Origin of the sequence: Enterobacter cloacae complex sp. IR53041, assembly GCF_049238285.1 — a bacterium.
Lineage (GTDB): Bacteria > Pseudomonadota > Gammaproteobacteria > Enterobacterales > Enterobacteriaceae > Enterobacter > Enterobacter roggenkampii.
The window spans coordinates 57,756-84,389 of the sequence record NZ_JBMKHB010000016.1 but is presented as its reverse complement, the minus strand read 5'-3'; the positions used below and the strand labels follow the sequence as shown (position 1 = coordinate 84,389).

The following is a 26,634-nucleotide window of genomic DNA, read 5'->3' as shown; positions in this document are numbered from 1 at the left end:
TAGCGTATGATTGTTTACCCTTTTATAGATGACAGTTTATGCGTCATTCGTTAAAGTTTTCGGTCAATCTGGACATTTTGTATATCAGTCAGTGTTCTTGCTCGGGAGAAGCATGTCGGGATCCAATTCAGCAATAAGCCGCCGCCGTTTGTTAAAAGGGGCCGGGGCAATGTGGTTGCTTAGCGTCAGTCAGGTCGGTCTTGCCGCCACCAGTCAGGTCGTGGCGGTGCGCGTCTGGCCATCGTCGACCTATACGCGCGTGACGGTCGAATCCAATCGCGTGCTGAAATATAAGCAATTTGCCCTCAGCAACCCGGAACGTGTGGTGGTGGATCTCGAAGGCGTTAACCTCAACTCCGTGCTGAAAGGGATGGCGGCGCAGATCCGCGGCGACGATCCGTTTATTAAATCGGCGCGCGTCGGGCAGTTCGATCCGCAAACCGTGCGCATGGTGTTTGAACTGAAGCAGAACGTGAAGCCGCAGCTGTTTGCCCTGGCGCCTGTCGCGACGTTCAAAGAGCGCCTGGTGATGGATCTCTATCCGGCCAATGCGACGGATATTCAGGATCCGCTTCTTGCCCTGCTGGAAGATTACAACAAAGGCGATCTGCAGCGTCAGGTTCCGCCAGCGCAAAGCGGCCCGCAGCCGGGGAAAGCAGGGCGCGATCGTCCGATTGTGATCATGCTCGATCCAGGCCACGGCGGCGAAGACTCCGGTGCGGTGGGGAAATACCGCACGCGTGAAAAAGACGTGGTTCTGCAAATTGCCCGTCGTCTGAAGGCGCTGATTGATAAAGAAGGCAACATGCGCGCCTATATGACGCGTAATGAAGACGTCTTTATTCCGCTGAAGGTCAGGGTGGCGAAAGCGCAGAAGCAGCGCGCAGATTTGTTCGTCTCGATCCATGCGGATGCGTTTACCAGCCGTCAGCCAAGCGGCTCGTCGGTGTTTGCGCTCTCAACCAAAGGCGCGACCAGTACCGCAGCAAGATACCTGGCGGATACCCAGAACGCCTCGGATCTGATCGGTGGCGTGAGCAAAAGCGGCGATCGCTACGTCGACCACACCATGTTCGATATGGTGCAGTCGCTGACCATTAACGACAGCCTGAAGTTTGGTAAAGCGGTGCTGGGCAAGCTGGGCAACATCAATAAGCTGCATAAGAACAGCGTTGAACAGGCCGGGTTTGCGGTACTCAAGGCGCCGGATATCCCGTCCATCCTGGTTGAAACCGCGTTTATCAGTAACGTGGAAGAGGAGCGTAAGCTCAAGACGGCAAAATTCCAGCAGGAAGTGGCGGAGTCGATTCTGGCAGGGATTCGTGCGTATTTCTCTGACGGGGCGACGCTGGCGCGGCGCGGGTAGATCTTTTGGCCGGGTTTACGCCCGGCAAATTCACAAATGACAGATACAAAAAAACACCCTTAAGGGTGTTTATTGTTTTAGAAGTGTTGGTTGCGGGGGCCGGATTTGAACCGACGACCTTCGGGTTATGAGCCCGACGAGCTACCAGGCTGCTCCACCCCGCGTCCGTCTTTCTACTCTCGCAGAAACTTACTTCTTCAAATTTGATTGGTTGCGGGGGCCGGATTTGAACCGACGACCTTCGGGTTATGAGCCCGACGAGCTACCAGGCTGCTCCACCCCGCGTCCGTCTTTCTACAGTCGTAGAAGATACTTCATCAAATTTTAATTGGTTGCGGGGGCCGGATTTGAACCGACGACCTTCGGGTTATGAGCCCGACGAGCTACCAGGCTGCTCCACCCCGCGTCCGTGGATGCGCACTATACTCGGATAGACTTGTGATGCAACCCCTTTTTCACATTTATCATGATTTTGTATGCAAATTGAACGACATGGCGCTGTTTGGACTATTTTTTGCGCAAAATTTGCCAAAGGGCATGCGATTGCATTTCATTAGCCCTGGCGGTTTGTTATCTTCATCACGCGGAAATGGGCAACTTAAAGACGAGACAGAATGAAAGGACGTTGGGCGAAGTATCTGATGGCGGGCGCAATGGTAGCGATTCTTGCGGCCTGTTCTTCCAAACCGACCGATCGCGGTCAACAGTATAAAGACGGGAAGTTATCCCAGCCTTTCTCTTTAGTTAATCAGCCTGATGCGGTCGGCGCACCGATCAATGCCGGTGATTTCTCCGAGCAGGTCTACCAGATCCGCAACGCGTCACCGCGTCTGTACAGCGCACAGAACAACGTTTATAGCGCGGTGCAGGACTGGCTGCGCGCGGGCGGCGATACGCGCAACATGCGCCAGTTTGGTATCGACGCCTGGCAGATGGAAGGGGCCGATAACTACGGCAACGTTCAGTTCACCGGCTATTACACCCCGGTTATCCAGGCGCGACACACGCGTCAGGGCGAATTCCAGTACCCTATCTACCGTATGCCGCCAAAACGCGGTCGTCTGCCGTCGCGCGCTGAGATCTACGCCGGTGCGCTAAGCGAAAACTACGTTCTTGCTTACAGCAACTCCCTGATGGACAACTTCATCATGGACGTTCAGGGCAGCGGCTATATTGATTTTGGCGACGGCTCGCCGCTTAACTTCTTCAGCTATTCCGGTAAAAACGGCCACGCCTATCGCAGTATTGGCAAGGTGCTGATCGACCGCGGCGAAGTGAAGAAAGAAGACATGTCGATGCAGGCGATCCGCGAGTGGGGCGAAAAGCACAGCGAAGCCGAGGTGCGTGAGCTGCTGGAGCAGAACCCGTCGTTCGTCTTCTTTAAACCGCAAAACTTCGCGCCGGTGAAAGGGGCGAGCGCGGTACCGCTGATTGGCCGTGCGTCGGTGGCATCGGATCGTTCGATTATTCCTGCGGGCACCACGCTGCTGGCTGAGGTCCCGCTACTGGACAACAACGGCAAGTTCAACGGCCAGTATGAGCTGCGTCTGATGGTGGCGCTGGACGTTGGCGGCGCGATCAAAGGGCAGCACTTCGATATCTATCAGGGCATTGGCCCGGATGCAGGCCACCGTGCAGGCTGGTATAACCACTACGGACGTGTGTGGGTACTGAAGGCCGCACCGGGTGCCGGAAACGTATTCAGCGGCTGATTGTGGTATTCTGAGCGCAATACGGATTACTGTTCAGGGTGAGGAGAACCTCACCCTTTTTACATCTGAGGTGTTATGTCTGTGGTAATCAGCGATGCCTGGCGCCAGCGTTTTGGCGGCACGGCACGTCTCTATGGTGAAAAAGCCCTGCAGCTGTTTGCGGATGCGCACGTCTGCGTCGTGGGCATTGGTGGTGTGGGGTCGTGGGCCGCAGAAGCGCTGGCGAGAACCGGTATTGGCGCAATCACGCTGATTGATATGGATGACGTGTGCGTCACCAACACCAACCGTCAAATCCACGCCCTGCGTGATAGCGTCGGCCTGGCAAAATCTGAGGTCATGGCGGAGCGCATCCGTTTGATCAACCCGGAGTGCCGCGTGACGGTGATCGACGACTTTGTGACGGCAGATAACGTCGCGGAGTACATGAGCAAAGGCTACAGCTATGTGATTGACGCCATCGACAGCGTGCGTCCAAAAGCCGCGCTGATCGCCTACTGTCGTCGTTACAAGGTCCCACTGGTGACGACCGGCGGCGCGGGCGGGCAAATCGATCCGACGCAGATCCGGGTGGCCGATCTGGCGAAAACCATTCAGGATCCTCTTGCCGCCAAGCTGCGTGAACGCCTTAAAAGCGACTTTAACGTAGTGAAGAACAGCAAGGGCAAGCTGGGCGTTGACTGCGTGTTCTCGACCGAAGCGCTGGTCTACCCGCAGGCGGATGGCTCCGTGTGTGCGATGAAAAGCACGGCGGAAGGGCCAAAAAGAATGGATTGTGCCTCAGGCTTTGGCGCGGCCACCATGGTGACCGCTTCCTTCGGCTTTGTGGCGGTGTCTCACGCCCTGAAGAAGATGATGGCGAAGGCGGAACGTCAGGCCTGAGCCTGACGTGCGGCGTCCAGTACCGCGTCGTTGAGCGCGATCAACCCCTGACCGCGCGAGGCGCTGAGCTGCGCGCGCAGCCCCAGCTCATCAAATAACGCCAGCGGCGAGTGCGCCAGCAGTTCCGCCGCGCTTTTCCCTTCCACTGCGGTCAACAATACGGCCAGCAGACCCCGAACGATGCGGCCTTCGCTGTCGCCGAAGAAGTGCAGTTTCTCGCCGGACACGCTTACGCCCAGCCAGACGCGGTTTTCACAGCCAGCGATCTCTTTCGCCTGCGCCTTGAGATCGTCAGAGAGGGTCGGTAATTGCTTACCAAGAAGAATCAGCTGGCGATATTTATCTTCCCACTGTGAAAGCGGGGCAAAGGTCTGTTTTAACGTCTCTTCAGTGATGACGGTGCCAAACGGATGTCCGGCTAAAGCAGCGTGAGTCATTAATCCACCAGTATTTCAAGCGCGCGGTCAACGGCGGAAACCAGCGCGTCAACATCGCTTTGTGTGTTATAGGGCGCGAACGAGGCGCGCAGCGTGCCGCTCACGCCGAGCGCCGCCAGCAGCGGCTGCGCGCAGTGCTGCCCGGCGCGCAGGGCGATGCCATACCCGGCCAGCAGCGTCACCATGTCGCTGTGATGCACGCCCACAAAATCAAAGGCGAGCAGGCTTGAATCCTGAACGCGGAACGAGCGGAAACCCGGGCGCTTCTTCAGTTCTTCCTCTGCCAGCGTCGCCAGTCCCCGGCTCCAGCTTTCAGCCTGAACAACGTCTGTTTCTGCCAGCCACTCCAGCGCCGCGCTTAGGCCAATCACGCCGGCTATGTTCGGCGTACCGGCTTCCAGGCGGTAAGGCACATCCTGCGTTTTGAAACCGTCAAAAGTCACTTCAGCGATCATCTTGCCGCCCCCGAGCCACGGGGTCATTTTTGCCAGCAATTCCGGCTTGCCGTACAACACCCCAATACCGGTTGGCCCGTAGAGCTTATGTCCTGAGAAGGCATAGAAGTCGATATCCAGCGCCTGCACGTCGGCGGGGAAATGCACCACGCCCTGGGCGCCGTCAACCATCACCACCATACCGTTGGCATGCGCGATGCGAATCGCCTGAGCCAGGTCCGGGCAACCACCGGTGACGTTAGACATCTGTCCAAGCGCCAGAATGCGGCTGCGGGGGGTAATCAACTCGGGGAGACGGGCCACATCGGGCAGAAGGTCTGCGCCCAGCGGAAGCTTCACCACACGTGCACCCGTTTGTTCGGCCACCATCAGCCACGGCACCAGGTTGGCGTGATGTTCCGCCTCGCTGACGACGATCTCATCGCCCGGCTGAAGCAGCGGGCGCGCGTAGCACTGGGCCACCATATTGATGGCCTCGGTGGTGCCGCGCGTCCAGACGATATTTTTCCCGCTTTCGGCATTGATCAGGTGCGCCACGCGATCGCGTGCGGCTTCGTAGCGCGCGGTTAATCGCTGCGCCTCGGCAAACTGGCTGCGATGCACGTTCCCGGCGCTCAGGCTGTAAAACTGCTGCGTGGCGTCAATGACCGCCTGTGGCTTGAGGGCGGTGGCGGCACTGTCCAGATAAATACCGGCATCGGCCAGCGCCGGAAACTGTGCGCGGAACTGCGCAGGACTGAAAGCGTTCATGGGATTCCTCATTTCAATATCACGATCGTCGCGCAATTTCCGCGGCAGGGCAAGGAGGTTGATATCTATCAGAATTGTCTGCTTATCCTCATGACCCCAAAAAAGCAGGTTATGCTAAATAGTGTTAGGCGGATGTTTTAGCCTGTTATAAATCGAGGTTTGAATAGCATTAATTGCTAAAGGAGAATAATCATGAATAAGACAGCTGCAATCATCTCTGCCTGTGCGTTTACTTTTGCCCTGAGCGCCTGTTCCGGTAACAACTACGTGATGCACACCAACGATGGTCGTTCCATCGTTTCGGAAGGGAAACCGACAACCGATAACGATACCGGGATGATTTCGTACAAAGATGCTAACGGGAACAAGCAGCAGATCAACCGCACGGACGTGAAAGAGATGAAAGAGATCGAGCATTAACCGATCGCAGGCGAAAAAAAAGCACCGCAAGTTGGCGGTGCTACATTAATCACTATGGACAGACAGGGTAAATGTACAGGAAGTGAAAAATTGGTAGCGTTGCTACCGTGGTCTGAATCGCAGACCAATTGCAAACACAACAACACAACATCACAACCGTAAGCCAAAAGCCCTTCAGAACACGCATTCCGAAAAAAGCTCTTCGTTCCGGCTCAGGAAGTGCCGCCACTATAGGTATTTGCTGGTAGTTCCTCAACGGACAAATTATAATGGCTCAGATAAAAAAAACTAATAGGTTAAACGTTGTTTCCTATTTGTTAAATTCCTTTAACATCTAAGCCATATAACCATGTCAAAGCGATTGCCCCCCCTCAACGCATTACGTGTTTTTGATGCAGCAGCACGTCACCTGAGCTTCACCCGCGCAGCCGATGAGCTTTTTGTGACACAGGCCGCAGTAAGTCACCAAATCAAGTCTCTGGAGGATTTTCTGGGCCTTAAGCTGTTTCGTCGACGCAACCGCTCGTTGCTGTTGACCGAAGAGGGGCAGAGCTATTTTCAGGATATTAAAGAGATTTTTTCGCAGCTTACTGAAGCCACGCGTAAGCTACAGGCCCGCAGTGCAAAAGGTGCTCTGACTGTTAGTTTATTGCCCAGTTTTGCCATTCAGTGGCTGGTGCCAAGACTCTCAAGCTTTAACTCAGCTTATCCGGGGATAGACGTTCGAATCCAGGCCGTGGATCGTCAGGAAGACAAGCTGGCCGATGACGTGGATGTCGCGATTTTTTATGGGCGCGGTAACTGGCCGGGCTTGCGTGTTGAGAAATTATACGCAGAATATCTCCTGCCGGTCTGTTCCCCTCTGCTGTTAACGGGCGACAAAGCGCTGAAGTCTCCCGCTGACCTGGCGCAGCATACGCTTTTGCATGATGCCTCTCGACGCGACTGGCAAACTTATACCCGTCAATTAGGACTTACACATATAAACGTGCAGCAGGGACCCATCTTTAGCCACAGTGCGATGGTGTTACAGGCTGCCATTCACGGGCAGGGCGTGGCGTTGGCGAACAACGTCATGGCGCAGTCCGAAATAGAGGCAGGTCGCCTGGTCTGCCCTTTTAATGATGTACTGGTCAGCAAGAATGCGTTTTATCTGGTTTGTCATGACAGTCAGGCAGAACTGGGTAAAATAGCCGCCTTCCGGCAGTGGATACTGGCGAAGGCGGCAAGCGAGCAAGAAAAATTCCGCTTCAGGTATGAACAATAACGTTTGTGTGCCGGGCACGCATCAATTCAGGACTTAAACATGACCAGCCGATTCATGCTGATTTTTGCCGCGGTGAGTGGCTTTATTTTTGTTGCACTGGGCGCCTTTGGCGCACATGTCTTAAGCAAGTCGTTGGGCGCTGTAGAGATGGGCTGGATCCAGACCGGCCTTGAATATCAGGCGTTCCATACGCTGGCAATCTTTGGGCTGGCGGTGGCGATGCAGCGCCGTATCAGCATCTGGTTTTACTGGAGCAGCGTCTTTCTGGCGCTGGGTACGGTGCTTTTCAGCGGCAGCCTTTACTGTCTGGCACTTTCGCATTTACGCCTGTGGGCGTTTGTTACACCTGTCGGTGGCGTCAGCTTCCTGGCGGGTTGGGTATTAATGTTTATCGGAGCTATCCGTCTGAAACGCAAGGGCGTTGTTCATGAATAAGGTTGTTTTATATTGTCGCCCGGGGTTTGAGAAAGAGTGCGCCGCGGAAATTACCGATAAAGCGGCGAAGCGCGAAATCTTCGGCTTTGCCCGCGTAAAAGAAAACGCGGGCTATGTGGTATTCGAATGCTATCAGCCTGAAGATGCGGATAAGCTGGCGCGCGAGCTGCCGTTCAGCTCGCTGATTTTTGCGCGCCAGATGTTTGTCGCGGGTGAGCTGCTCAAAGACCTTCCCCCGGAAGACCGCATCACGCCAATCGTGGGCATGCTGCAGGGCGTGGTGGAGAAGGGCGGCGATCTGCGCGTTGAAGTGGCGGATACCAACGAAAGTAAAGAGCTGATGAAGTTCTGCCGTAAGTTCACTGTTCCGCTGCGCGCGGCGCTGCGTGATGCGGGCGTGCTGACGAACTACGAAACGCCGAAGCGTCCGGTGGTGCATATCTTCTTTATTGCACCGGGCTGCTGCTATACGGGCTACTCGTATACCACCAACAACTCTCCTTTCTTTATGGGCATCCCGCGTTTGCGCTTCCCGGCCGATGCGCCAAGCCGTTCTACGCTGAAGCTGGAAGAGGCGTTCCACGTCTTTATCCCGGCGGATGAGTGGGATGAGCGTCTGGCAAACGGCATGTACGCTGTCGATCTCGGCGCGTGCCCGGGCGGCTGGACCTATCAGCTGGTGAAACGGAACATGTGGGTATCGTCCGTTGATAACGGCCCAATGGCGCAAAGCCTGATGGACACCGGACAGGTCACCTGGCTGCGTGAAGACGGTTTCCGCTATCGCCCGAACCGCAACAACATCTCATGGATGGTGTGCGACATGGTTGAGAAACCGGCGAAAGTGGCCGCGCTGATGGCCTCCTGGCTGGTGAACGGCTGGTGTCGCGAGACCATTTTCAACCTCAAGCTGCCGATGAAAAAGCGCTATGAGGAGGTGTCGCAGAACCTGGCCTACATTCAGGAGCAACTGGACGAACACGGGATTAACGTGGAGATCCAGGCGCGTCAGCTGTATCACGACCGCGAAGAGGTGACGGTGCATATTCGTCGCTGGTGGGCGGCCGTAGGCGGGCGTCGCGACGAGCGATAGCACGTACTTTGTTTTGCCCGGTGGCGCTGCGCTTACCGGGCCTACAAAACCCTGTAGTCGTTCTAACGTTCTAAGCGCAACTGCTGTAAATTCCCGTCCAGCTGTAAATCCGTCTGTAGCGTTGCGATTTCCCGGCAGATAAACGCCATCTCTTTATGCGCCTCCAGCTTCTTGCGCCATTTTTCGGGCACCTCGTCCAGACGGGCGTAAATGCCCTCCAGACTCTGAAAATCGGTTAGCAACTGCGCGGCGCTCTTCGGCCCAATACCGGCCACGCCCGGAACTTTAGAGCTGCTGATGCCTGCCAGGCCCCAGTAATCCGGCAATTGCTCAGGCGATACGCCAAACTCGCTGGCAATGAACGGCGCGTCCAGCCAGCGTTTTTGAAAATAGTCGCGAATGCGAATAGTCGGGGAGAGCAGCTGGCAGTAGCCTTTGTCCGTTGAAACGATCGTGGCCTGATGCCCGGCACTCGCCACCTTTACGGCCAGGGTGGCCGCGAGATCGTCGGCTTCATTTCCCTGTGCGCCCCAGCAGGGGACGCCCCGCTGTTCAAATGCGGCGCGCAGCATGGGTAATTCGGCGTGAAGATCGTCCGGCATCGGTGCGCGTCCGGCTTTGTAGTCGGGCAGACGCTGGTGCCGCCAGCCCGTGTTGCGGGCTTCGTCATCAAAAACCGCGACCGCATGGGTGGGTTCACTGTGGCGGATAAGCTGTTCCAGCGCGTGCAGGCAGGTGTCTTTACAAGGCGTCCCCTGTACCGCATGGATACGGCGAATCAGGTTAAGTGCATCGACGATAAGTAAATGAACGGCCACAGATAATCTCCCTTCTATCTAATGCGTGAAGGGTAACACTGTCAGCAGCGTGAAACTATGAATGGTGGGGAAAACAGGAAGAAGCCTCGCAAAACGAGGCTTCCTGAGAGGCTTAATCGCAGGTTACGATCTTCATCGCCAGGCCGCCGCGAGAGGTTTCGCGGTATTTGGCGTTCATATCTTTACCGGTTTCGTACATGGTCTCGATAACCTTATCGAGACAGACGCGCGGTTCGCTGGTGCGGCGCAGCGCCATACGTGCCGCGTTTACCGCCTTCACGGAGGCAATCGCGTTACGCTCGATGCACGGAACCTGTACCTGGCCGGCAACCGGATCGCAGGTCAGCCCCAGGTTGTGTTCCATGCCGATTTCCGCAGCGATGCACACCTGCGCCGGGCTTGCGCCCAACAGCTCCGCCAGACCTGCCGCCGCCATGGAGCACGCCACGCCGACTTCACCCTGACAGCCCACTTCCGCACCGGAAATGGAGGCGTTCATCTTATACAGCGAACCAATCGCACTGGCCACCAGCAGGTAGCGCGCCAGCGAGTTCGCATTCACTTCACGGATAAACTTGTCGTAGTACGCCAGTACCGCCGGAACGATGCCGCAGGCACCGTTGGTCGGCGCGGTGACCACACGGCCCCCTGCGGCGTTTTCTTCGTTTACCGCCAGGGCGAACATGTTGATCCAGTCCACCACGGCCATCGGGTCCGTTGTCGTTTTGTCGGTGCTCACCAGCATACGGCGCAGCGCTGCCGCACGACGCGGTACGCGAAGCTTGCCCGGCAGAACGCCTTCGGTGGTGATCCCGCGCTCAATACCGCCGCGCATCACTTCCCAGACGTTAGCGAAGTGCTGTTCCAGCTCCTCTTTGCTGTGCAGCGCCAGCTCGTTTTTCATCATCAGACCGGAGAGGGAAAGTCCCGTCTCCTGGCAGTGGCGCTGGAGGTCTGCCGCCGTTTTGTACGGATACGGCACCTCGACAGAAGAGGTACTGGTTTGACCAAAGTGGTCTTCGTCGACGATAAAACCGCCGCCGATAGAGTAGTAAGTCTGGCTGTATACCGCTTTGTCGCCGGCCAGCGCGGTAATGCGCATGCCGTTTTCGTGTAGCGACAGGTTGTCCGCATGGAAATTCATGCAGTGGTCAACCGGGAATTCAACCTCATGCTCGCCGTTCGCCAGCAGCAGGCGCCCGTGGGTGTTCACGTCCTGGATAAAGCCAGGGATCGCATCAATATCAACGGTATCCGGCAGGTTTCCCGCCAGGCCCATGATAATGGCGATATCGGTGTGGTGGCCTTTCCCGGTCAGGGAAAGTGAGCCGTATACATCGACAACCACGCGGGTGATGTCGTGCAGGATGCCGCGTGCAATCAAGTCATCCGTGAACTGCTTACCGGCTTTCATCGGTCCGACGGTGTGAGAGCTGGAAGGACCAATACCGATTTTGAAGATATCGAATACGCTAATCATGATGCGTCCATTGCTTTCAGTCAGAGAGGAGGGTGTGCGCCGTCCGGGGACGGCGCGGGTGAGAATCAGAACATGGTGTACAGGGAGTAGAAGATCGCAGAGATAGCGATAAGCCCCATGATAACCACAAAGACGTTGCTGACATGACCGCTGTACTTACGCATAGCCGGGACTTTCTGAATCGCGTACATCGGCATCAGGAACAGAATCATCGCGATGACCGGGCCGCCCAGGGTTTCAATCATGCCCAGGATGCTTGGGTTCAGCGTCGCTACCGCCCAGGTGGTGAGCAGCATGAACAGTGCAGTGATTTTGTTCAGCTTGTTGATTTCAATGCTCTTGCCTTTACCGCGCAGAGATTTAATCACCATACCGTTGAAGCCTTCACGTGCGCCGAGGTAGTGGCCCAGGAAGGATTTGGTGATGGCGATCATCGCGATGATCGGTGCCATCCACGCAATCAGCGGTGCGTTAAAGTGGTTCGCCAGGTAAGACAGAATTGAGATGTTCTGCTCTTTCGCTGCCGCCAGGTCCGCCGGGGAGAGGCTCAGTACGCAGCTGAAGACGAAGAACATAACGGTCAGCACCATCATGATGTGAGCGCGTGCCAGGATGCTGGAGCACTTCTTCTCTGCGCCATTACCGTACTCTTCACGTTTCGCCACGGCGAAAGAGGAGATGATTGGGGAGTGGTTGAAGGAGAAGACCATTACCGGGATCGCCAGCCACAGGGTCATCAGCAGGCCGTTACCGGTCGCAGACGCGCTGCTCAGGGACAGGGTTTCCAGCGCTGCGCCGTTCCACTGTGGGATCAGGTAGCAGGCCAGCAGCATCAGTGCGGCCACAAACGGGAACACCAGTACGCTCATCGCTTTCACAATCATCTGCTCACCGAAGCGCACGATGGTCATCATGCCGACAATCAGGATCAGAGACAGGATGGCACGCGGTGGCGGCGTCATGTGCAACTGGTGCAGCATGAAGCTTTCAACGGTGTTGGTGATCGCCACGCTGTAGACCAGCAGGATAGGGTAAATCGCGAAGAAGTAGAGCAGGGTAATCAGTTTACCTGCGCCCACGCCGAAATGCTCTTCAACCACTTCAGTAATGTCTTCGCCCGGGTTTTTACCGGACAGCACGAAGCGGGTCAGACCGCGGTGTGCAAAGAAGGTCATCGGGAAAGCAATGATAGCCATAATGATCAGCGGAATCAGACCGCCGACGCCTGCGTTGATAGGAAGGAACAGTACACCAGCGCCGATTGCCGTGCCGTAAAGGCCAAGCATCCACATGGTATCCGTTTTGCGCCAACCACTTCGGGATTCAATCGAAGCAACGGTGCTGGTTTGAGTGGTTTCCATCTGTATCTCCTGGAGGAAGCAAATTGTCAGGTTTTTAGTCAAATCCGATGAAAAAGTGCCTGACGGTAATATGAAATTCGTTCAGTGACGGTTTTTTAATAATTTTCGCCCGTAACTATTGGCGGGCGGAAAGATACATTCTCGTTATGAATCTATCAGTGATCGCGATCCCAAATGCAATAATCCACTTATGATGTGGGCATCTTTAGACCATTTATCTGTTAAAAAAACATCAAAGAGAATTTACGCGCGCGAAGGCTACCACCAACGACATGTGCGCTGAAAGACTGGCCCTTGATATAGGTGTCTTTCGCTGTAAAGAAATGGGTTTTTAGTATTTTCTGGCAGGTAATTTGGATTAAGGCTGATAATTTACGGTTGAAAAATACAGGTAATCGTTTGCGTATGTGCCGATTTTGTAAAAGATATAAGTGATGCCTATGAATTACATCAGGAATAAAAAAAGCCGGAACGCGCGACAGGGCGACCCGGCTTTGATGAGATGCCGCTAAGCGTTATGTGCAGATTTCGTAGCAAGGAATATAGGCGGAGCCCGGCAGCTTCATGCGGTGCTGGGCGACAAAGCCCTGCAGCATGTCATCCATGCGGCGCATCATCTCCGGATCGCCGTGGATCTTGTACGGACCGTACTGCTCAATGGCGCGGATACCGACCTCTTTGACGTTGCCCGCCACAATCCCGGAGAAGGCGCGACGCAGATCGGCGGCCAGGACTTCCACCGGCTGGTCCGGGTAGAGTTTCAGGTTCGCCATGTTCTCGTGTGAAGGCTCGAACGGGATCTGCAGGTCCGGCGCAATGCGGATTGACCAGTTAAAGCTGTAGGCATCCCCGGTATCGCGACGGTTCTCCTTCACCAGCGGCATCGCTTTTTTCATCTGGCGCGCCACTTCCGCAGCATCGTCGATGATGATGCGATAGTGACGACGCGCGGCTTCACCCAGCGTGTGTACGATAAACTCGTCCAGCACGCGGAAGTAGTCGGCGCTCTCTTTCGGCCCGGTCAGGATCAGCGGCAGGACCTGATCTTTGTTGGCCGGGTTCATCAGAATACCCAGCAGATAGAGCAGCTCTTCCGCTGTCCCCACGCCGCCCGGGAAGATGATGATGCCGTGGGCGATACGAACAAACGCTTCAAGACGTTTTTCGATATCCGGCATGATAATCAGCTCGTTAACCAGCGGGTTAGGTGGCTCAGCGGCGATGATGGACGGCTCGGTCATGCCGATAAACCGTCCCTCTTTGTAGCGCTGCTGCGCGTGACCCACTGCGGCACCTTTCATTGGCGCTTCCATCGCACCCGGACCACATCCGGTACAGATATTCAGCTCGCGCAGGCCAAGCTGGGTGCCCACCCGACGCGCATAAAGGTATTCGGTTTCGTTAATGGAGTGACCGCCCCAGCAGACGACCATGTTCGGCGCTTCACCCACGTGCAGGGCACGGGCGTTGCGCAAAATAGAGAACACCAGGTTGGTGATATGGACCGAGCTTTCCAGGTCGAGATGCTGGAAACGGCCTGCGTTGTGGATCTGCCCGTTAACAAATAGGATGTCACGCAGCACGGCAAACAGGTTAGCCTGAAGTGAACGGATGATGCGTCCGTCGACAAACGCCTCTTCCGGCGGGTTGATGACTTCAAGCTTCACGCCGCGCTCGCGGCGCAGCACGTTGATATCAAAGCTTTCGAAGCGGGACAGCAGTTCTTTACTGTTGTCTGTAAGGCTTCCGGAGTTCAGAACGGCAAGTGAACAGTTACGAAACAGTTGATAAAGATCGCTGCTGGCCGTGCGTTTAAGCATGTCCACTTCCAGCTGCGACAACATATCCATTGAGCCAAGCGGGCTAATATGTGTAATCAAGTGAGCTCCTTACGGGACGATTATCGTCTTTCCCTGTTGATTACAATAGCCCTGCCGCGTGACGTTTCACAACCTAAAGCGCGGAAGATACCGCGCATATTGTGAAAATATTTATATTACTGACGCACCAGCCGGCCCGTCGCCGGGACAAAATCGGTATTGGTGCGCCACGGGTTAATGTCCAGGCCGCCGCGGCGGGTGTAGCGCGCGTAAACGCTCAATTTTTCTGGCTGGCAGAAGCGTTGGATATCGCTAAAGATGCGCTCCACGCACTGCTCGTGGAATTCATTGTGATGGCGGAACGACACCAGGTAGCGCAGCAGCTTTTCCCGATCAATTTTCGGGCCGCGGTACTGGATCTGCACCGAGCCCCAGTCCGGCTGGTGGGTAATCAGGCAGTTGGATTTCAGCAGATGGCTCACCAGCGTCTCTTCAACCACCTTGCCGCTCGCCGCGTTTTCGAGGTAATCGGCGCTGAATTCATAATTCTCCACCTCGATATCCTGATCGTCGATGCAGGTCCCGTTGAAGTGGGCGACTGGCTGGCCTTCCAGCTCGTGCAGGCGATACAGTGATACGCTCACCTTTCCCTGCGCGCAGGCGCTTAAATCACGTTCCAGGGTGTGCTGAACGTCGTCCCAGCTGTTGAATTTGGTCTGGTTAAAACTGTTGAGATAGAGCTTAAAGCTTTTGGACTCGACGAGATTCACGCTGGCATAGTCCAGCTCAACGTGTCCCACCGCCACCTGCGGCAGGCCGCGCGCGTTGAGCCACGAGAGTTCGTACAGCGTCCAGATATCGCCACCCACGAACGGCAGCGCGTCCGCGTGCAGTCCCAGAGGGTCGCGGTTCAGGCTACGCGGCACCCCCTGCAGCAGGCTTGCATCGTAGGTATCGCGGTAATCGGTCGATTTACCCAGCGTTAAGCCGGTTAACGCCTGATGATTTTCGTAAGACATGTTTCATAGTCACTTTACAGGTACACTTATGGCCTGAGTTTATCCTGTCTGACAAGAAGAGAGAAATCGGTGGACATCGAAACTGCAAATGCCCTCACTACCTTCACGACCCGCTACTGCGACGCATGGCATGAAAAGCAGGGCACGTGGCCGCAAAGTGCTGATTTATATGGCGTCCCTTCGCCGTGCATTATCTCTTCGCTTGAGGATTACGTGATCTGGCAGCCGAAGCCGAATAACGGCGAGCAGAATGTAAATGCGGTTGAACGGGCAATGGACATTGTGGTACAACCAGCGGTTCATGCGTTTTATGCCACGCAGTTTGCAGGGGATATGCCCGCGCGCTTTGCGGACATGACGCTGACGCTGTTGCAGACCTGGAGCGAAGACGATCTGCAGCGTGTTCAGGAAAACCTGATTGGTCATCTGGTCACGCAAAAGCGCCTTAAGCTTTCTCCGACGCTCTTTATTGCCACGCTGGACAGCGAGCTGGACGTTATCTCCGTCTGTAACCTGTCAGGCGAAGTGATTAAAGAGACTATCGGTACCCGCAATCGCGAGACTCTCGCCCCTTCTCTTGCGGATTTCCTCACCCGACTTGAGCCCCTTCTGTAATCCATGCTGCTACAGCGCGTGTGAGAGATCTCTTACAAGGTTTGTGAGAGATCGCTGGAACATTCAGTATTACCTCATTAAATTCAGATTAATATCACTCTATTTTTCAACGAATTAGTTTTTCCTCCTATTATTTTTAGGGAGTCCCCGCGTCTTACAACGCTGGCTGAGTGGGTTGTAAGACGAAGCGGAATAGCGGATTCTATCTCCGTCGACAGGAAGCCGACACGAGAAACGAACATCAGGATGATGGCGTTTCTCACACAGGACTCGTCAGGATGGCGCAGCAGGAAGGCTTCTGGATGAAGCGAAGTGGATAACGCAGGATGCGTAAGGGACACCTCCAGGAAGGAGAACGAGAGCCGGTCAGGATGGTCGGTGGGTCAGGAAGGCCAGGACGTTTCAGGATGAAACAAACACGTCAGGAAGATGTGTGCAGGATGCGAAAGGTAGACGGATGACCAGGCCTTCGGGCTTCAGGAAAAGTTGTCACGGATGAGCAGGGAGCACGAATTGTAGCTGGAATGCTGCGGAACGAACCGGGAGCACTGTTTTTACAGTGCTCCCTTTTTTTATTTCTGCCTTTCGCAATGCTATGCTGCGCGCCGTTCACATTTTCAGTTGAGGTTACTATGACGCAACACGATAGCGTTCGTGCTCAGTTGCACGCCATCGAAGCCCTTTTGCGCCAACATCAGCTGTGGCAGGAGACCGCGCCGCAGCCAGAAGCGTTCGCCAGCACCCAGCCTTTCTGCCTGGATACGCTGGCGCCTTTCGAGTGGCTGCAGTGGGTGTTAATTCCGCGCATGCACGCCCTGCTTGAGGGGGGGCACCCCTTGCCGCAGGCGTTTGCTGTCTCTCCCTATTATGAAATGGCGCTCGACGCGACGCACCCTGCGCGCGACGTCATGCTGGTCGAACTGGAAAAGCTGGATGCCCTGTTTGCCGGTGAAGATGCATGACGCTTGAGATCCTCTATCAGGACGAGTGGCTGGTGGCGGTGAATAAACCGTCAGGCTGGCTGGTGCACCGCAGCTGGCTGGATCGCGACGAGAAAGTGGTGGTGATGCAGACCGTTCGCGACCAGATTGGTCAGCATGTGTTTACCGCCCATCGCCTCGACAGGCCGACCTCCGGCGTGCTGCTGATGGGGCTTTCCAGCGAAGCTGGCCGTCTGCTGGCCCAGCAGTTCGAACAGCACCAGATCCAGAAGCGCTACCACGCGATCGTGCGTGGCTGGCTGACCGAGTCCGCCACCCTGGATTATCCGCTGGTGGAGGAGCTGGACAAAATCGGCGATAAATTTGCCCGGGATGACAAAGGCCCGCAGCCTGCCGTGACGGATTATCGCGGCATGGCAACCACGGAAATGCCGGTGGCCACCAGCAAATTTCCGACCACACGCTACAGCCTGGTCGAGCTTCTGCCGAAAACCGGGCGCAAGCACCAGCTGCGACGCCATCTGGCGCATCTGCGCCACCCGATTATTGGCGACAGCAAACACGGTGATTTGCGCCAGAACCGCAGCGCGGCCGAACACTTTGGCTGCCATCGTCTGATGTTACACGCAAGCGAGCTGAGCTTGATGCACCCGTTTACCGGCGAGCCGCTGACTCTCCGCGCGGGGCTGGACGACGTCTGGATGCAGGCGCTGTCACAGTTTGGCTGGCTGGGACAACTCCCCGAAAATGAAAGGGTTGAGTTTGTATCGGGCAACATTCAGGATGAAGAGTAAGCGCATTCACTATGGGAAAATAGCATGGCTGAAGTAGGCATTTTTGTCGGCACAATGTACGGCAACTCGCTGCTGGTTGCGGAAGAGGCGGAGGCGATTCTGGCAAGCCAGGGTCATAAAGCCACGGTCTATGAAGACCCGGAGCTGGCGGACTGGGAAAAGTATAAAGATAAATACATTCTGGTGGTGACCTCCACTACCGGGCAGGGCGATCTGCCGGACAGCATCGTGCCGCTGTTCCAGGGCATTAAAGACCAGCTTGGCTATCAGCCAGACGTTCACTACGGCATCATCGCCCTCGGCGACAGCGCTTACGCCAACTTCTGCGGCGGCGGCAAGCAGTTCGATGCGCTGTTGCAGGAGCAGAGCGCCCAGCGCGTCGGCGAGATGCTGCTGATTGATGCGGGTGAGCACCCGGAGCCAGAAAGCGAATCAAACCCGTGGGTGGAGAACTGGGCCTCACTTCTCAAATAACACTCTGCCCGGCGGCGCTTCGCTTGCGTGGGCCTACGGGTTTTCCAGGCCGGGTCAGGCATAGCCGCCACCCGGCATTACACTCCGCACCAAACGCCATTTCCGTGAACCACCTTCCACTCCTCTGGGCTTATGCCCTAAACAACCTCCCTCACGCCCTTTAATACTGTGTTTTTGCACGGTGAGGTGAAGAGGCACTCCTTCATATACTTTTCCGGTCACGATAAAACGGCTTCAGGCCGTACCAAAACGACAAAAACCAATCTCATTCTGCTTACCCTACCGGTGCTGTACAGAATGAACCAGGCGAAAGCTATGTTTCAGGAGTGCAACAATGAGTTCATTAAGCCACGCAGCGAGCAGCGCTGAAAAGCGCACCAATGCCCGCTACTGGATAGTGGTGATGCTGTTTATCGTCACGTCCTTTAACTATGGTGACCGCGCCACGCTGTCGATTGCCGGCTCGGAAATGGCAAAAGATATCGGCCTTGATCCCGTGGGCATGGGTTACGTTTTCTCCGCCTTCTCGTGGGCCTACGTCATCGGGCAAATTCCTGGCGGCTGGCTGCTCGACCGCTTTGGCTCGAAACGGGTCTACTTCTGGTCCATCTTCATCTGGTCTGCCTTTACCCTGCTGCAGGGCTTCGTCGATATCTTCAGCGGCTTCGGCATTATCGTGGCGCTCTTCACGCTGCGCTTCCTGGTGGGCTTAGCGGAAGCGCCTTCCTTCCCGGGCAACAGCCGCATTGTGGCGGCCTGGTTCCCGGCGCAGGAGAGGGGAACGGCGGTGGCGATTTTCAACTCCGCACAGTACTTCGCGACGGTGATCTTTGCGCCCATTATGGGCTGGCTAACCCATGAGGTGGGCTGGTCGCACGTGTTCTTCTTTATGGGCGGACTCGGGATCGTCATCAGCTTTATCTGGCTGAAAGTGATCCACGAACCCAACCTGCACCCTGGCGTAAACAAAAAAGAGCTGGAGTACATCGCTGAAGGCGGCGCGCTGATCAACATGGATCAGAAATCCTCGACGGCGAAAGTCCCGTTCAGCCAGAAATGGGCGCAGATCAGGCAGCTTGTCGGCTCGCGCATGATGATCGGGATCTATCTGGGCCAGTACTGTATCAACGCCTTGACCTACTTTTTCATCACCTAGTTCCCGGTGTACCTCGTGCAGGCACGCGGCATGTCGATTCTGAAAGCGGGGTTTGTTGCCTCGGTCCCGGCCATCTGTGGCTTCGTGGGGGGCGTGCTCGGCGGGGTGATTTCCGACTGGCTGATGCGCCGCACGGGTTCACTGAACATCGCGCGTAAAACGCCCATCGTGCTCGGCATGCTGCTCTCCATGACCATGGTGTTCTGTAACTACGTCAATGCCGAGTGGATGATTATCGGCTTTATGGCGATGGCCTTCTTCGGCAAAGGCATTGGCGCGCTGGGCTGGGCGGTGATGGCGGATACGGCCCCGAAAGAGATCAGCGGACTGAGCGGCGGTCTGTTCAACATGTTCGGCAACATCTCCGGGATTGTGACGCCCATCGCTATCGGCTACATCGTCGGTACCACCGGCTCGTTCAACGGTGCGCTAATCTACGTGGGTGTGCATGCGCTGGTGGCGGTCCTGAGTTACCTGGTGCTGGTGGGGGATATCAAACGCGTCGAACTTAAACCTGTTGCGGAGCGTGGCTGATGACAACGCAATCGAGCCCTATCGTCACCGAGATGAAGGTCATCCCGGTGGCCGGACAGGACAGCATGCTGCTCAATATTGGCGGCGCCCATAACGCCTGGTTTACCCGTAATATCGTCGTGCTAAAAGACAGCGCAGGGAATACCGGCGTGGGCGAGGCCCCTGGCGGAGAGGTGATTTACCAGACGCTGGTCGATGCCATTCCGCTGGTGGTGGGGCAGGAGATTGCCCGTCTGAACAGGGTGGTTCAGCGGGTGCATAAGGGCAACCAGTCGGCAGACTTTGAGACGTTTGGTAAAGGTGCCTGGACGTTTGAACTGCGCGTCAATGCGGTCGCCGCACTGGAAGCGGCTCTGCTTGATTTACTGGGTAAGGCGCTCAATGTCCCGGTCTGCGAGCTGCTGGGGCCCGGCAAACAGCGCGATGCGGTCACCGTGCTGGGCTATCTGTTCTACATTGGCGATCGCAATAAAACCGATCTCCCCTATCTGGCTCGCGCCAGGGGCGAACACGACTGGTATCAGTTGCGCCACCAGGAAGCGCTCTCCAGCGACGCGGTGGTGCGGCTGGCCGAGGCGGCGCAGGATCGCTACGGCTTTAAGGATTTCAAGCTGAAGGGCGGCGTGCTGCCCGGCGAGCAGGAGATTGAAACGGCCCGGGCGCTGAAAAAGCGCTTCCCGGATGCGCGGATCACCGTCGATCCCAACGGTGCATGGCTGCTGGATGAAGCGATTAGCCTGTGCAAAGGGCAGGGGGATGTCCTGACCTATGCGGAAGATCCCTGCGGCGCGGAACAGGGCTTCTCGGGCCGCGAAGTCATGGCCGAGTTCCGTCGGGCCACCGGGCTGCCGGTGGCGACCAATATGATCGCCACGAACTGGCGCGAAATGGGCCATGCGGTGATGCTCAACGCCGTCGACATTCCGCTGGCGGACCCGCACTTCTGGACGCTCTCAGGCGCGGTCCGCGTGGCGCAGCTGTGCGATGACTGGGGACTCACCTGGGGCTGTCATTCGAACAATCACTTTGATATTTCGCTGGCGATGTTTACCCACGTTGGCGCCGCTGCGCCGGGTAACCCGACCGCCATCGACACGCACTGGATTTGGCAGGAAGGCGAAGCCCGCCTGACGAAAAATCCGCTGGAAATCATCAATGGCAAGATTGCCGTACCGGATGCGCCGGGCCTGGGCGTGGAGCTGGACTGGGATCGGATCCATAAAGCCCATGAGGCGTATAAAAAATTGCCGGGCGGCGCGCGAAACGATGCGGGCCCGATGCAGTACCTTATTCCCGGCTGGACATTTGACCGTAAGCGCCCTGTTTTCGGACGTCACTGATAAAAGGATTACACGATGAGTACTTTTACGACCCCTGTCGTCACTTCCATGCAAATCATTCCGGTTGCGGGCCATGACAGCATGCTGATGAACCTGAGCGGCGCGCACGCGCCGTTCTTTACCCGCAACATTGTCATTATCAAAGACAATGCCGGCCATACCGGCGTGGGTGAAATTCCGGGCGGGGAGAAGATCCGCAACACGCTGGAGGACGCCATTCCGCTGGTGGTGGGCAAAACGCTGGGTGAGTACAAAAATGTCCTCAACACCGTGCGTAACACCTTTGCCGATCGCGATGCCGGGGGCCGGGGTCTGCAGACCTTCGATCTGCGCACCACTATCCACGTGGTGACCGGCATTGAAGCCGCGATGCTGGATCTGCTGGGCCAGCATCTGGGCGTTAACGTTGCGTCGCTGCTGGGCGAGGGGCAGCAGCGTAGCGAAGTGGAAATGCTGGGCTATCTGTTCTTTGTCGGCGACCGCAAGCTGACGCCACTGCCGTATCAGAGCCAGCCGGATGAACAATGCGACTGGTACCGGCTTCGCCACGACGAGGCAATGACCCCGGATGCGGTGGTGCGCCTGGCGGAAGCGGCATACGAAAAATATGGCTTCAACGATTTCAAACTGAAGGGCGGCGTGCTGGCCGGGGAAGAAGAGGCGGAAGCCGTCACCGCGCTGGCAAAACGTTTCCCGCAGGCGCGCGTGACGCTCGATCCGAACGGGGCCTGGTCCCTTGATGAAGCGATTGCGATCGGCAAGCAGCTGAAAGGCGTGCTGGCCTACGCGGAGGACCCGTGCGGGGCTGAGCAAGGCTTCTCTGGCCGTGAAGTGATGGCGGAATTCCGTCGCGCTACGGGGCTGCCGACCGCGACCAATATGATTGCGACCGACTGGCGTCAGATGGGACACACCTTATCCCTCCAGTCAGTCGATATTCCGCTGGCTGACCCGCACTTCTGGACGATGCAGGGGTCGGTTCGCGTGGCGCAGATGTGCCATGAGTTTGGCCTGACCTGGGGTTCGCACTCCAACAACCACTTCGATATCTCGCTGGCGATGTTCACGCACGTCGCCGCCGCTGCGCCGGGCACGATCACTGCTATCGACACCCACTGGATATGGCAGGAAGGTAATCAGCGTCTTACTAAGCAGCCGTTTGAGATCAAAGGTGGCATGGTGCAGGTGCCTTCTACGCCGGGGCTGGGGGTTGAGCTGGATATGGATCAGGTCATGAAGGCCCATGAGCTGTATCAGAAACACGGTCTGGGGGCACGCGACGATGCGATGGCGATGCAGTATCTGATCCCTGACTGGACATTCGACAATAAACGCCCGTGCATGGTACGATAAACGCATTGGGACCGCTCCCATTAGCGGTCTTTTACGTGGTGTATGCTTAACGTAACGACTATGCGTAAGGATGGCTTATGAAAATTGTTATCGCACCGGACTCGTATAAGGAAAGTTTGAGTGCGCTTGAGGTTGCGACAGCGATAGAACGTGGTTTTCGCGAGATCTTTCCCGAGGCGGTTTACGTGAAGCTGCCGGTCGCGGACGGTGGCGAAGGGACGGTTGAGGCGATGATCGCGGCAACGCAGGGAAGCATTGTGCATGTTCCGGTGACCGGCCCGCTGGGCGAGCGCGTGGAGGGGTTTTATGGCTTGTCCGGTGATAAGCAGAGCGCCTTTATTGAAATGGCGGCGGCAAGCGGCCTGGAGCGGGTTGCGCCTTCGCAGCGTAATCCGCTGAAAACCACCTCCTGGGGCACGGGCGAACTGATTCGTCACGCGCTGGATGCGGGCGTTAAGCATATTATTATTGGCATTGGCGGCAGCGCTACCAATGACGGCGGCGCAGGGATGGTGCAGGCGCTGGGGGCGAAGCTGCTGGACGACAATGAACAGCCTCTTGGGCTGGGCGGGGGCGAGCTGGGAAAACTCGCGCGTATCGACCTGAGCGGGCTGGACAAGCGTCTGGTGGAATGCCGGATTGAGGTGGCCTGCGATGTAACCAATCCGCTTACCGGGAAGGATGGCGCGTCAGCGGTATTCGGCCCGCAGAAGGGCGCCACACCCGAGATGATCGTCACCCTGGACAACGCGCTTGCGCACTATGCAAGCGTGATTGCCCGGGACCTGGATATCGACGTGCTGAACCTTGCTGGCGGCGGCGCGGCAGGGGGCATGGGCGCGGCGCTCTACGCCTTTTGCGGCGCGCAGCTGCGCCAGGGCATTGAGATCGTGACCGATGCGCTACACCTGGCCGACCAGGTGGCCGATGCGGATCTGGTGATCACGGGGGAAGGCCGCATTGACAGCCAGACGATCCACGGCAAAGTCCCGGTGGGGGTGGCGAAGGTGGCAAAACGCTTTAACAAACCCGTTATTGGCATTGCAGGCAGCCTGACGGCGGACGTTGGCGTGGTACACGATCACGGCATTGATGCCGTGTTTAGCGTGATCTACACCATCTGCACGCTGGAAGACGCGCTGGAAAATGCCGGCGAGAACGTCAGGATGGCCGCAAGGAATATCGCGGCGGTGCTGAAAGTGGGGCAGGCATTTTAACTGTGATTGCCGGGTGGCGGCTTCGCCTTACCCGGCCTACGTTAGTGCACCTGTAGGCCCGGCAAGCGTAGCGCCACCGGGCTTTTACCTCAGCTCCCCAACACCTTCATCGCTTCCCGCGTCACGTTATCCATTTCATCCAGCAGCTCCAGGAACTCCGGTTCAAGCTCCGATTCCGGCGTACCGGCACGCAGCTGTTGCTCCAGAAGCTGACAGAGGTTTTTCAGCCGCGGTACGCCGCTGTACCCGCAGCTGCCGTGCAGCTTGTGGATTGCGTCCAGCAGATCTTCCGGGTTTTCACCCACCAGCTGCTCTTCCACCTTGTTGCGAATTTCTGGCAGAAACGCGACCAGCATTTGCAGCATGTCGCGGGCCAAATCGGGTTTACCTGCCGCCTGGCGCAGCGCGAGCTGCCAGTCAAAGGTCGCGTTTTGATTGATGCTGATTTCAACCGGTTCGCTGGAAACCGTGTACGTTCCGCCAATATGACCCGGCTTGTAGCGCAACAGCAGGCTATGAAGTTTCTCTTCATCGATGGGCTTTGCCAGATAGTCATTCATCCCGGCGCTCAGCAGCTTCTCCTTCTGGCCCGCCATCGCGTGCGCGGTGACAGCAATAACCGGCGTTTGCTGCTGATGCGGCAACTGGTGGATCAGCTCGCAGGCCCGGATGCCGTCCATGCCCGGCATCTGAATATCCATCAGGATTAAATCGAACTGCATCTGCTTAGCCTGTTCAATCGCCTGCGCGCCGCTGGTGCACAGCTCCACATGCTGAACCTGGTCCTCAAGCAATGCGCCAATGAGCTTCAGGTTGGCCGGATTATCATCCACCGCCATCACGCTCATCGGCAATTTTTGCTCATCGTTAATCAGCGGAAGGGCATGCTGGCTAAGACGGCAATATTCCGTGAGGGCTGGCAGCAAACGGGTTGCGGTCAGTGGTTTCAAAAGGCACGCGGCCGCGCCGTCGTTTTTCAGTTCTTCCGCGTTGAGCTGCCCATGGCACGGCAGCGCCAGCAGCAGGTAGTCGGTCATCGACGCGGCTTTCGCCAGGCGCTCCTGCTGCATGGTCAACTCGCCGGTGAAGGTGACCGGAATGCCCATCAGCAGAATATCGTAATGCTCTACGGCAAGCGCCGAGAAGGTGGGGCTGTAGACCACCTCCAGCGGCGTGGTGCTTAAGATGTCGAGCGTACACTGCGCCGCCGCAGCGTTAGGCTCAACGTAGGCCAGACGCTTGCCTTTCAGGCAGTCCGTCACCGGGCCATCGGTCAGCACGTTCGGATTAAGGTCCAGATTAATGTGGAACCAGAAGGTTGAACCGCGGTTTGGCTGGCTGTGGAATGAGATATCGCCGCCCATCTCGTTCACCAGGCGCTGGGTGATCACCAGCCCCAGACCGGTACCGCCATGACGGCGGGAGATGCTAGCGTCCGCCTGACGGAACGCCTGGAACAGACGCGACTGGTCGCGCTCCGGAATACCGATGCCGGTATCGCGGATCTGGACTTCAATCTGGACCTTATTGCTGCTGATCGAGCGTTTCTCTACCAGGATGTCGATATTACCGCTTTCGGTGAACTTAATGGCATTCCCGACAAGGTTGGTTATGACCTGCTGCAGGCGCAGCGGATCGCCAATAACGTTATCCGGCACGTCGTTTTTAATGTTAAGCGTCAGCTCCAGGCCTTTGTCGTGCGACGAGTGCGCGAGCAGCGTCACCACTTCATCCAGCGTGCTGCGCAGCGGGAAGGGGATACTCTCGAGGATCAGCTTGCCCGCTTCCAGCTTGGAGAAGTCCAGCACGTCGTTAATGATCGCCAGCAGGTTGTTGGCCGAGCGTTCAATGGTATGCAGGTGATCCCGCTGAGTGGGGTTGAGCTCGCTTTTCAGGGTCAGACGGGTAAAGCCGATCACGCCATTGAGCGGCGTGCGCAGCTCGTGCGACATATTGGCAAGGAATTCCGATTTAATACGCGCCGCTTCCTGAGCGCGCTTTTTCGCCAGATCCAGCTCAACGTTCTGGATCTCCATCTGCTCCAGCGTTTCGCGCAGGTCGGACGTCGCCTGGTCAACGTTGTGCTGCATCTCTTCGTGATACGCCGCCAGCGACATCGCCATCGAGTTGATGCCGTTTTTCAGCATGTCCAGCTCGCCCAGCATAAACCCTTCCACACGGCTGTCGAGCTGTCCCCGGCGGATGCGGTCAACCGTGTTAACCATGTTGCGGATGGGACCCGTCACGTCGCGCATCAGGCGCCAGCCGAAGATCAGCGCAATGCCGATGCAGAACAGCATCATCACGCCGGAAATGAAAATCTCTTTGTACTGCTGTAGCCGGACCGACTTGAGATCCAGCTCCAGCGCCACATATCCCAGCATATTATTGCTGGATTTGGCGTCGGACTGTGCAGACTCATCGGGGGAATAGCTTTCCGACACGATCGGCGTGCGCAGGATCATGATATCGCCGCGCCGCAATACGGTGAGGTGGCGCGGGAACGGCGTACCGTCCGGGATTTTCAGGGCCGCAGGATCGAGATGAAAGTTTGAGGTCACAAACAGGCGGTTATGTTCGTCGTAAACGGAAATGGCGCGTACGATGTCCGAGTGGCGGCGGTGGAGTACGCTGATTAACTGCCCAATGGATTCGCGGTTTTGCAGGTTCATGCCGTACTCGCTGGAGACGGCAAGCGGTTCGATAATACTGGCGCCTGCATCTTCCAGCTGTCGCTGCAAATCGTTATAGCGGTGCACCACAAAGAAGATACTCAGCAGCAAACCGATGAGAACGGTGGGGGCGAGGATCAAAATCATCATGCGCGCGCGCAGGCTGTAGTTGGTCATGGCGTTCCGTTATGGGACAATTAAGATAATTATGGTTATGTGAGAA

22 protein-coding genes, 3 tRNA genes and 1 pseudogene are annotated in these 26,634 nt (G+C 56.7%); 15 read left to right on the top strand and 11 right to left on the bottom strand.

The genetic code is table 11. The annotated features are described in order from the left end of the window. Positions 1–112: 112 nt before the first annotated feature. Positions 113–1,366, top strand: coding sequence for an N-acetylmuramoyl-L-alanine amidase AmiC (amiC, locus tag ACOTXF_RS13235; protein WP_021242006.1), 1,254 nt, complete (start codon positions 113–115; stop codon positions 1,364–1,366). Positions 1,367–1,453: 87 nt separating this feature from the next. On the opposite strand, the gene ACOTXF_RS13230 is transcribed toward amiC, so the two are convergent. The 3 genes from ACOTXF_RS13230 to ACOTXF_RS13220 form a co-directional block, all read right to left on the bottom strand. Continuing rightward, positions 1,454–1,530: transfer RNA gene (locus ACOTXF_RS13230), tRNA-Met, on the bottom strand. Between the two features lie 44 nt (positions 1,531–1,574). Beyond that, positions 1,575–1,651 (bottom strand) — tRNA-Met (locus tag ACOTXF_RS13225). Positions 1,652–1,695: 44 nt separating this feature from the next. Next, positions 1,696–1,772 (bottom strand) — tRNA-Met (locus ACOTXF_RS13220). Between the two features lie 208 nt (positions 1,773–1,980). On the opposite strand from ACOTXF_RS13220, the gene mltA reads away from it, so the two are divergent. Further along, on the top strand, positions 1,981–3,078 hold the full coding sequence (gene mltA, locus ACOTXF_RS13215) for a murein transglycosylase A (RefSeq protein WP_021241890.1): 1,098 nt from the start codon (positions 1,981–1,983) through the stop codon (positions 3,076–3,078). Positions 3,079–3,153: 75 nt separating this feature from the next. Then, on the top strand, positions 3,154–3,960 hold the full coding sequence (gene tcdA, locus ACOTXF_RS13210) for a tRNA cyclic N6-threonylcarbamoyladenosine(37) synthase TcdA (protein ID WP_045417767.1): 807 nt from the start codon (positions 3,154–3,156) through the stop codon (positions 3,958–3,960). Here tcdA and csdE read toward each other — a convergent pair. Further along, positions 3,951–4,397, bottom strand: coding sequence for a cysteine desulfurase sulfur acceptor subunit CsdE (csdE, locus tag ACOTXF_RS13205; protein WP_023344826.1), 447 nt, complete (start codon positions 4,395–4,397; stop codon positions 3,951–3,953). The genes tcdA and csdE overlap by 10 nt on opposite strands. Next, complete coding sequence (gene csdA / locus ACOTXF_RS13200; RefSeq protein ID WP_047746407.1) at positions 4,397–5,602, bottom strand: cysteine desulfurase CsdA; 1,206 nt, start codon at positions 5,600–5,602, stop codon at positions 4,397–4,399. Before csdA ends, csdE begins: the two co-directional genes overlap by 1 nt. A 192-nt stretch (positions 5,603–5,794) precedes the next feature. Here csdA and ACOTXF_RS13195 point away from each other — a divergent pair, with 192 nt between their 5' ends. The 4 genes from ACOTXF_RS13195 (at position 5,795) to rlmM (ending at position 8,817) form a co-directional block, all read left to right on the top strand. Next, positions 5,795–6,022 carry a YgdI/YgdR family lipoprotein gene (locus ACOTXF_RS13195; RefSeq protein ID WP_008499648.1) on the top strand — a complete coding sequence of 76 codons (228 nt, stop codon included), beginning with the start codon at positions 5,795–5,797 and terminating at the stop codon, positions 6,020–6,022. A gap of 349 nt (positions 6,023–6,371) precedes the next feature. Continuing rightward, a complete protein-coding gene (gcvA, locus tag ACOTXF_RS13190; RefSeq protein WP_008499647.1) occupies positions 6,372–7,289 on the top strand; it encodes a glycine cleavage system transcriptional regulator GcvA in 918 nt (305 codons plus the stop codon). 39 nt (positions 7,290–7,328) lie between these two features. Then, complete coding sequence (locus ACOTXF_RS13185; RefSeq protein ID WP_008499646.1) at positions 7,329–7,724, top strand: DUF423 domain-containing protein; 396 nt, start codon at positions 7,329–7,331, stop codon at positions 7,722–7,724. Further along, positions 7,717–8,817, top strand: a complete 1,101-nt coding sequence (gene rlmM, locus ACOTXF_RS13180; protein ID WP_021241891.1) for a 23S rRNA (cytidine(2498)-2'-O)-methyltransferase RlmM — start codon at positions 7,717–7,719, stop codon at positions 8,815–8,817. The genes ACOTXF_RS13185 and rlmM overlap by 8 nt, the downstream gene beginning before the upstream one ends. Before the next feature lie 62 nt (positions 8,818–8,879). Here rlmM and xni read toward each other — a convergent pair whose 3' ends face one another. From xni to queF, 5 genes are all read right to left on the bottom strand, one after another. Then, positions 8,880–9,635 carry a flap endonuclease Xni gene (gene xni / locus ACOTXF_RS13175; protein WP_021241892.1) on the bottom strand — a complete coding sequence of 252 codons (756 nt, stop codon included), beginning with the start codon at positions 9,633–9,635 and terminating at the stop codon, positions 8,880–8,882. Between the two features lie 112 nt (positions 9,636–9,747). Continuing rightward, on the bottom strand, positions 9,748–11,115 hold the full coding sequence (gene sdaB / locus ACOTXF_RS13170; RefSeq protein ID WP_023294463.1) for an L-serine ammonia-lyase II: 1,368 nt from the start codon (positions 11,113–11,115) through the stop codon (positions 9,748–9,750). Between the two features lie 65 nt (positions 11,116–11,180). Continuing rightward, positions 11,181–12,476 carry an HAAAP family serine/threonine permease gene (locus tag ACOTXF_RS13165; RefSeq protein ID WP_008499642.1) on the bottom strand — a complete coding sequence of 432 codons (1,296 nt, stop codon included), beginning with the start codon at positions 12,474–12,476 and terminating at the stop codon, positions 11,181–11,183. A gap of 515 nt (positions 12,477–12,991) precedes the next feature. After that, on the bottom strand, positions 12,992–14,356 hold the full coding sequence (gene ppnN, locus ACOTXF_RS13160) for a nucleotide 5'-monophosphate nucleosidase PpnN (RefSeq protein ID WP_008499641.1): 1,365 nt from the start codon (positions 14,354–14,356) through the stop codon (positions 12,992–12,994). A 116-nt stretch (positions 14,357–14,472) separates the two neighbouring features. Beyond that, entirely contained in the window at positions 14,473–15,315 is an 843-nt protein-coding gene (gene queF / locus ACOTXF_RS13155) for an NADPH-dependent 7-cyano-7-deazaguanine reductase QueF (protein WP_021241894.1), read from the bottom strand. A 69-nt stretch (positions 15,316–15,384) separates the two neighbouring features. On the opposite strand from queF, the gene syd reads away from it, so the two are divergent. The 8 genes and pseudogenes from syd to ACOTXF_RS13115 all read left to right on the top strand — a co-directional run bounded on the left by syd (position 15,385) and on the right by ACOTXF_RS13115 (position 23,739). After that, positions 15,385–15,930 carry a SecY-interacting protein gene (gene syd / locus ACOTXF_RS13150; protein ID WP_008499639.1) on the top strand — a complete coding sequence of 182 codons (546 nt, stop codon included), beginning with the start codon at positions 15,385–15,387 and terminating at the stop codon, positions 15,928–15,930. Positions 15,931–16,562: 632 nt separating this feature from the next. Then, complete coding sequence (locus ACOTXF_RS13145; RefSeq protein ID WP_023294461.1) at positions 16,563–16,892, top strand: YqcC family protein; 330 nt, start codon at positions 16,563–16,565, stop codon at positions 16,890–16,892. Then, positions 16,889–17,665, top strand: a complete 777-nt coding sequence (truC, locus tag ACOTXF_RS13140) for a tRNA pseudouridine(65) synthase TruC (protein WP_232926943.1) — start codon at positions 16,889–16,891, stop codon at positions 17,663–17,665. The genes ACOTXF_RS13145 and truC overlap by 4 nt, the downstream gene beginning before the upstream one ends. 24 nt (positions 17,666–17,689) lie before the next feature. Then, entirely contained in the window at positions 17,690–18,139 is a 450-nt protein-coding gene (locus ACOTXF_RS13135) for a flavodoxin (RefSeq protein ID WP_023325989.1), read from the top strand. 334 nt (positions 18,140–18,473) lie between these two features. Then, a pseudogene (locus ACOTXF_RS13130) lies at positions 18,474–19,829 on the top strand (MFS transporter). Next, positions 19,829–21,169 (top strand): enolase C-terminal domain-like protein, encoded by a 1,341-nt coding sequence (locus ACOTXF_RS13125; protein WP_047746410.1) that lies wholly within the window; start codon positions 19,829–19,831, stop codon positions 21,167–21,169. Before ACOTXF_RS13130 ends, ACOTXF_RS13125 begins: the two are co-directional and overlap by 1 nt. A gap of 15 nt (positions 21,170–21,184) precedes the next feature. Beyond that, the gene (gudD, locus tag ACOTXF_RS13120; RefSeq protein ID WP_045417782.1) at positions 21,185–22,522 is read left to right on the top strand and encodes a glucarate dehydratase; all 1,338 of its coding nucleotides are present in this window, start codon (positions 21,185–21,187) and stop codon (positions 22,520–22,522) included. 77 nt (positions 22,523–22,599) lie between these two features. Beyond that, positions 22,600–23,739: a glycerate kinase gene (locus ACOTXF_RS13115; RefSeq protein ID WP_045417785.1), complete on the top strand. Its 1,140-nt coding sequence runs from the start codon at positions 22,600–22,602 to the stop codon at positions 23,737–23,739. 89 nt (positions 23,740–23,828) lie between these two features. Here the strand turns inward: ACOTXF_RS13115 and barA are convergent, their stop codons facing one another. After that, positions 23,829–26,588, bottom strand: coding sequence for a two-component sensor histidine kinase BarA (gene barA, locus ACOTXF_RS13110; protein ID WP_196343355.1), 2,760 nt, complete (start codon positions 26,586–26,588; stop codon positions 23,829–23,831). Positions 26,589–26,634 lie beyond the last annotated feature (46 nt).

Bases quoted from the DNA above. Each gene is read 5' to 3' on its own strand.
- amiC (WP_021242006.1), top strand. From the start codon at position 113: ATGTCGGGATCCAATTCAGCAATAAGCCGCCGCCGTTTGTTAAAAGGG.
- mltA (WP_021241890.1), top strand. From the start codon at position 1,981: ATGAAAGGACGTTGGGCGAAGTATCTGATGGCGGGCGCAATGGTAGCG.
- tcdA (WP_045417767.1), top strand. From the start codon at position 3,154: ATGTCTGTGGTAATCAGCGATGCCTGGCGCCAGCGTTTTGGCGGCACG.
- csdE (WP_023344826.1), bottom strand. From the start codon at position 4,397: ATGACTCACGCTGCTTTAGCCGGACATCCGTTTGGCACCGTCATCACT.
- csdA (WP_047746407.1), bottom strand. From the start codon at position 5,602: ATGAACGCTTTCAGTCCTGCGCAGTTCCGCGCACAGTTTCCGGCGCTG.
- ACOTXF_RS13195 (WP_008499648.1), top strand. From the start codon at position 5,795: ATGAATAAGACAGCTGCAATCATCTCTGCCTGTGCGTTTACTTTTGCC.
- gcvA (WP_008499647.1), top strand. From the start codon at position 6,372: ATGTCAAAGCGATTGCCCCCCCTCAACGCATTACGTGTTTTTGATGCA.
- ACOTXF_RS13185 (WP_008499646.1), top strand. From the start codon at position 7,329: ATGACCAGCCGATTCATGCTGATTTTTGCCGCGGTGAGTGGCTTTATT.
- rlmM (WP_021241891.1), top strand. From the start codon at position 7,717: ATGAATAAGGTTGTTTTATATTGTCGCCCGGGGTTTGAGAAAGAGTGC.
- sdaB (WP_023294463.1), bottom strand. From the start codon at position 11,115: ATGATTAGCGTATTCGATATCTTCAAAATCGGTATTGGTCCTTCCAGC.
- ACOTXF_RS13165 (WP_008499642.1), bottom strand. From the start codon at position 12,476: ATGGAAACCACTCAAACCAGCACCGTTGCTTCGATTGAATCCCGAAGT.
- queF (WP_021241894.1), bottom strand. From the start codon at position 15,315: ATGTCTTACGAAAATCATCAGGCGTTAACCGGCTTAACGCTGGGTAAA.
- ACOTXF_RS13145 (WP_023294461.1), top strand. From the start codon at position 16,563: ATGACGCAACACGATAGCGTTCGTGCTCAGTTGCACGCCATCGAAGCC.
- truC (WP_232926943.1), top strand. From the start codon at position 16,889: ATGACGCTTGAGATCCTCTATCAGGACGAGTGGCTGGTGGCGGTGAAT.
- ACOTXF_RS13135 (WP_023325989.1), top strand. From the start codon at position 17,690: ATGGCTGAAGTAGGCATTTTTGTCGGCACAATGTACGGCAACTCGCTG.
- ACOTXF_RS13125 (WP_047746410.1), top strand. From the start codon at position 19,829: ATGACAACGCAATCGAGCCCTATCGTCACCGAGATGAAGGTCATCCCG.
- gudD (WP_045417782.1), top strand. From the start codon at position 21,185: ATGAGTACTTTTACGACCCCTGTCGTCACTTCCATGCAAATCATTCCG.
- ACOTXF_RS13115 (WP_045417785.1), top strand. From the start codon at position 22,600: ATGAAAATTGTTATCGCACCGGACTCGTATAAGGAAAGTTTGAGTGCG.
- barA (WP_196343355.1), bottom strand. From the start codon at position 26,588: ATGACCAACTACAGCCTGCGCGCGCGCATGATGATTTTGATCCTCGCC.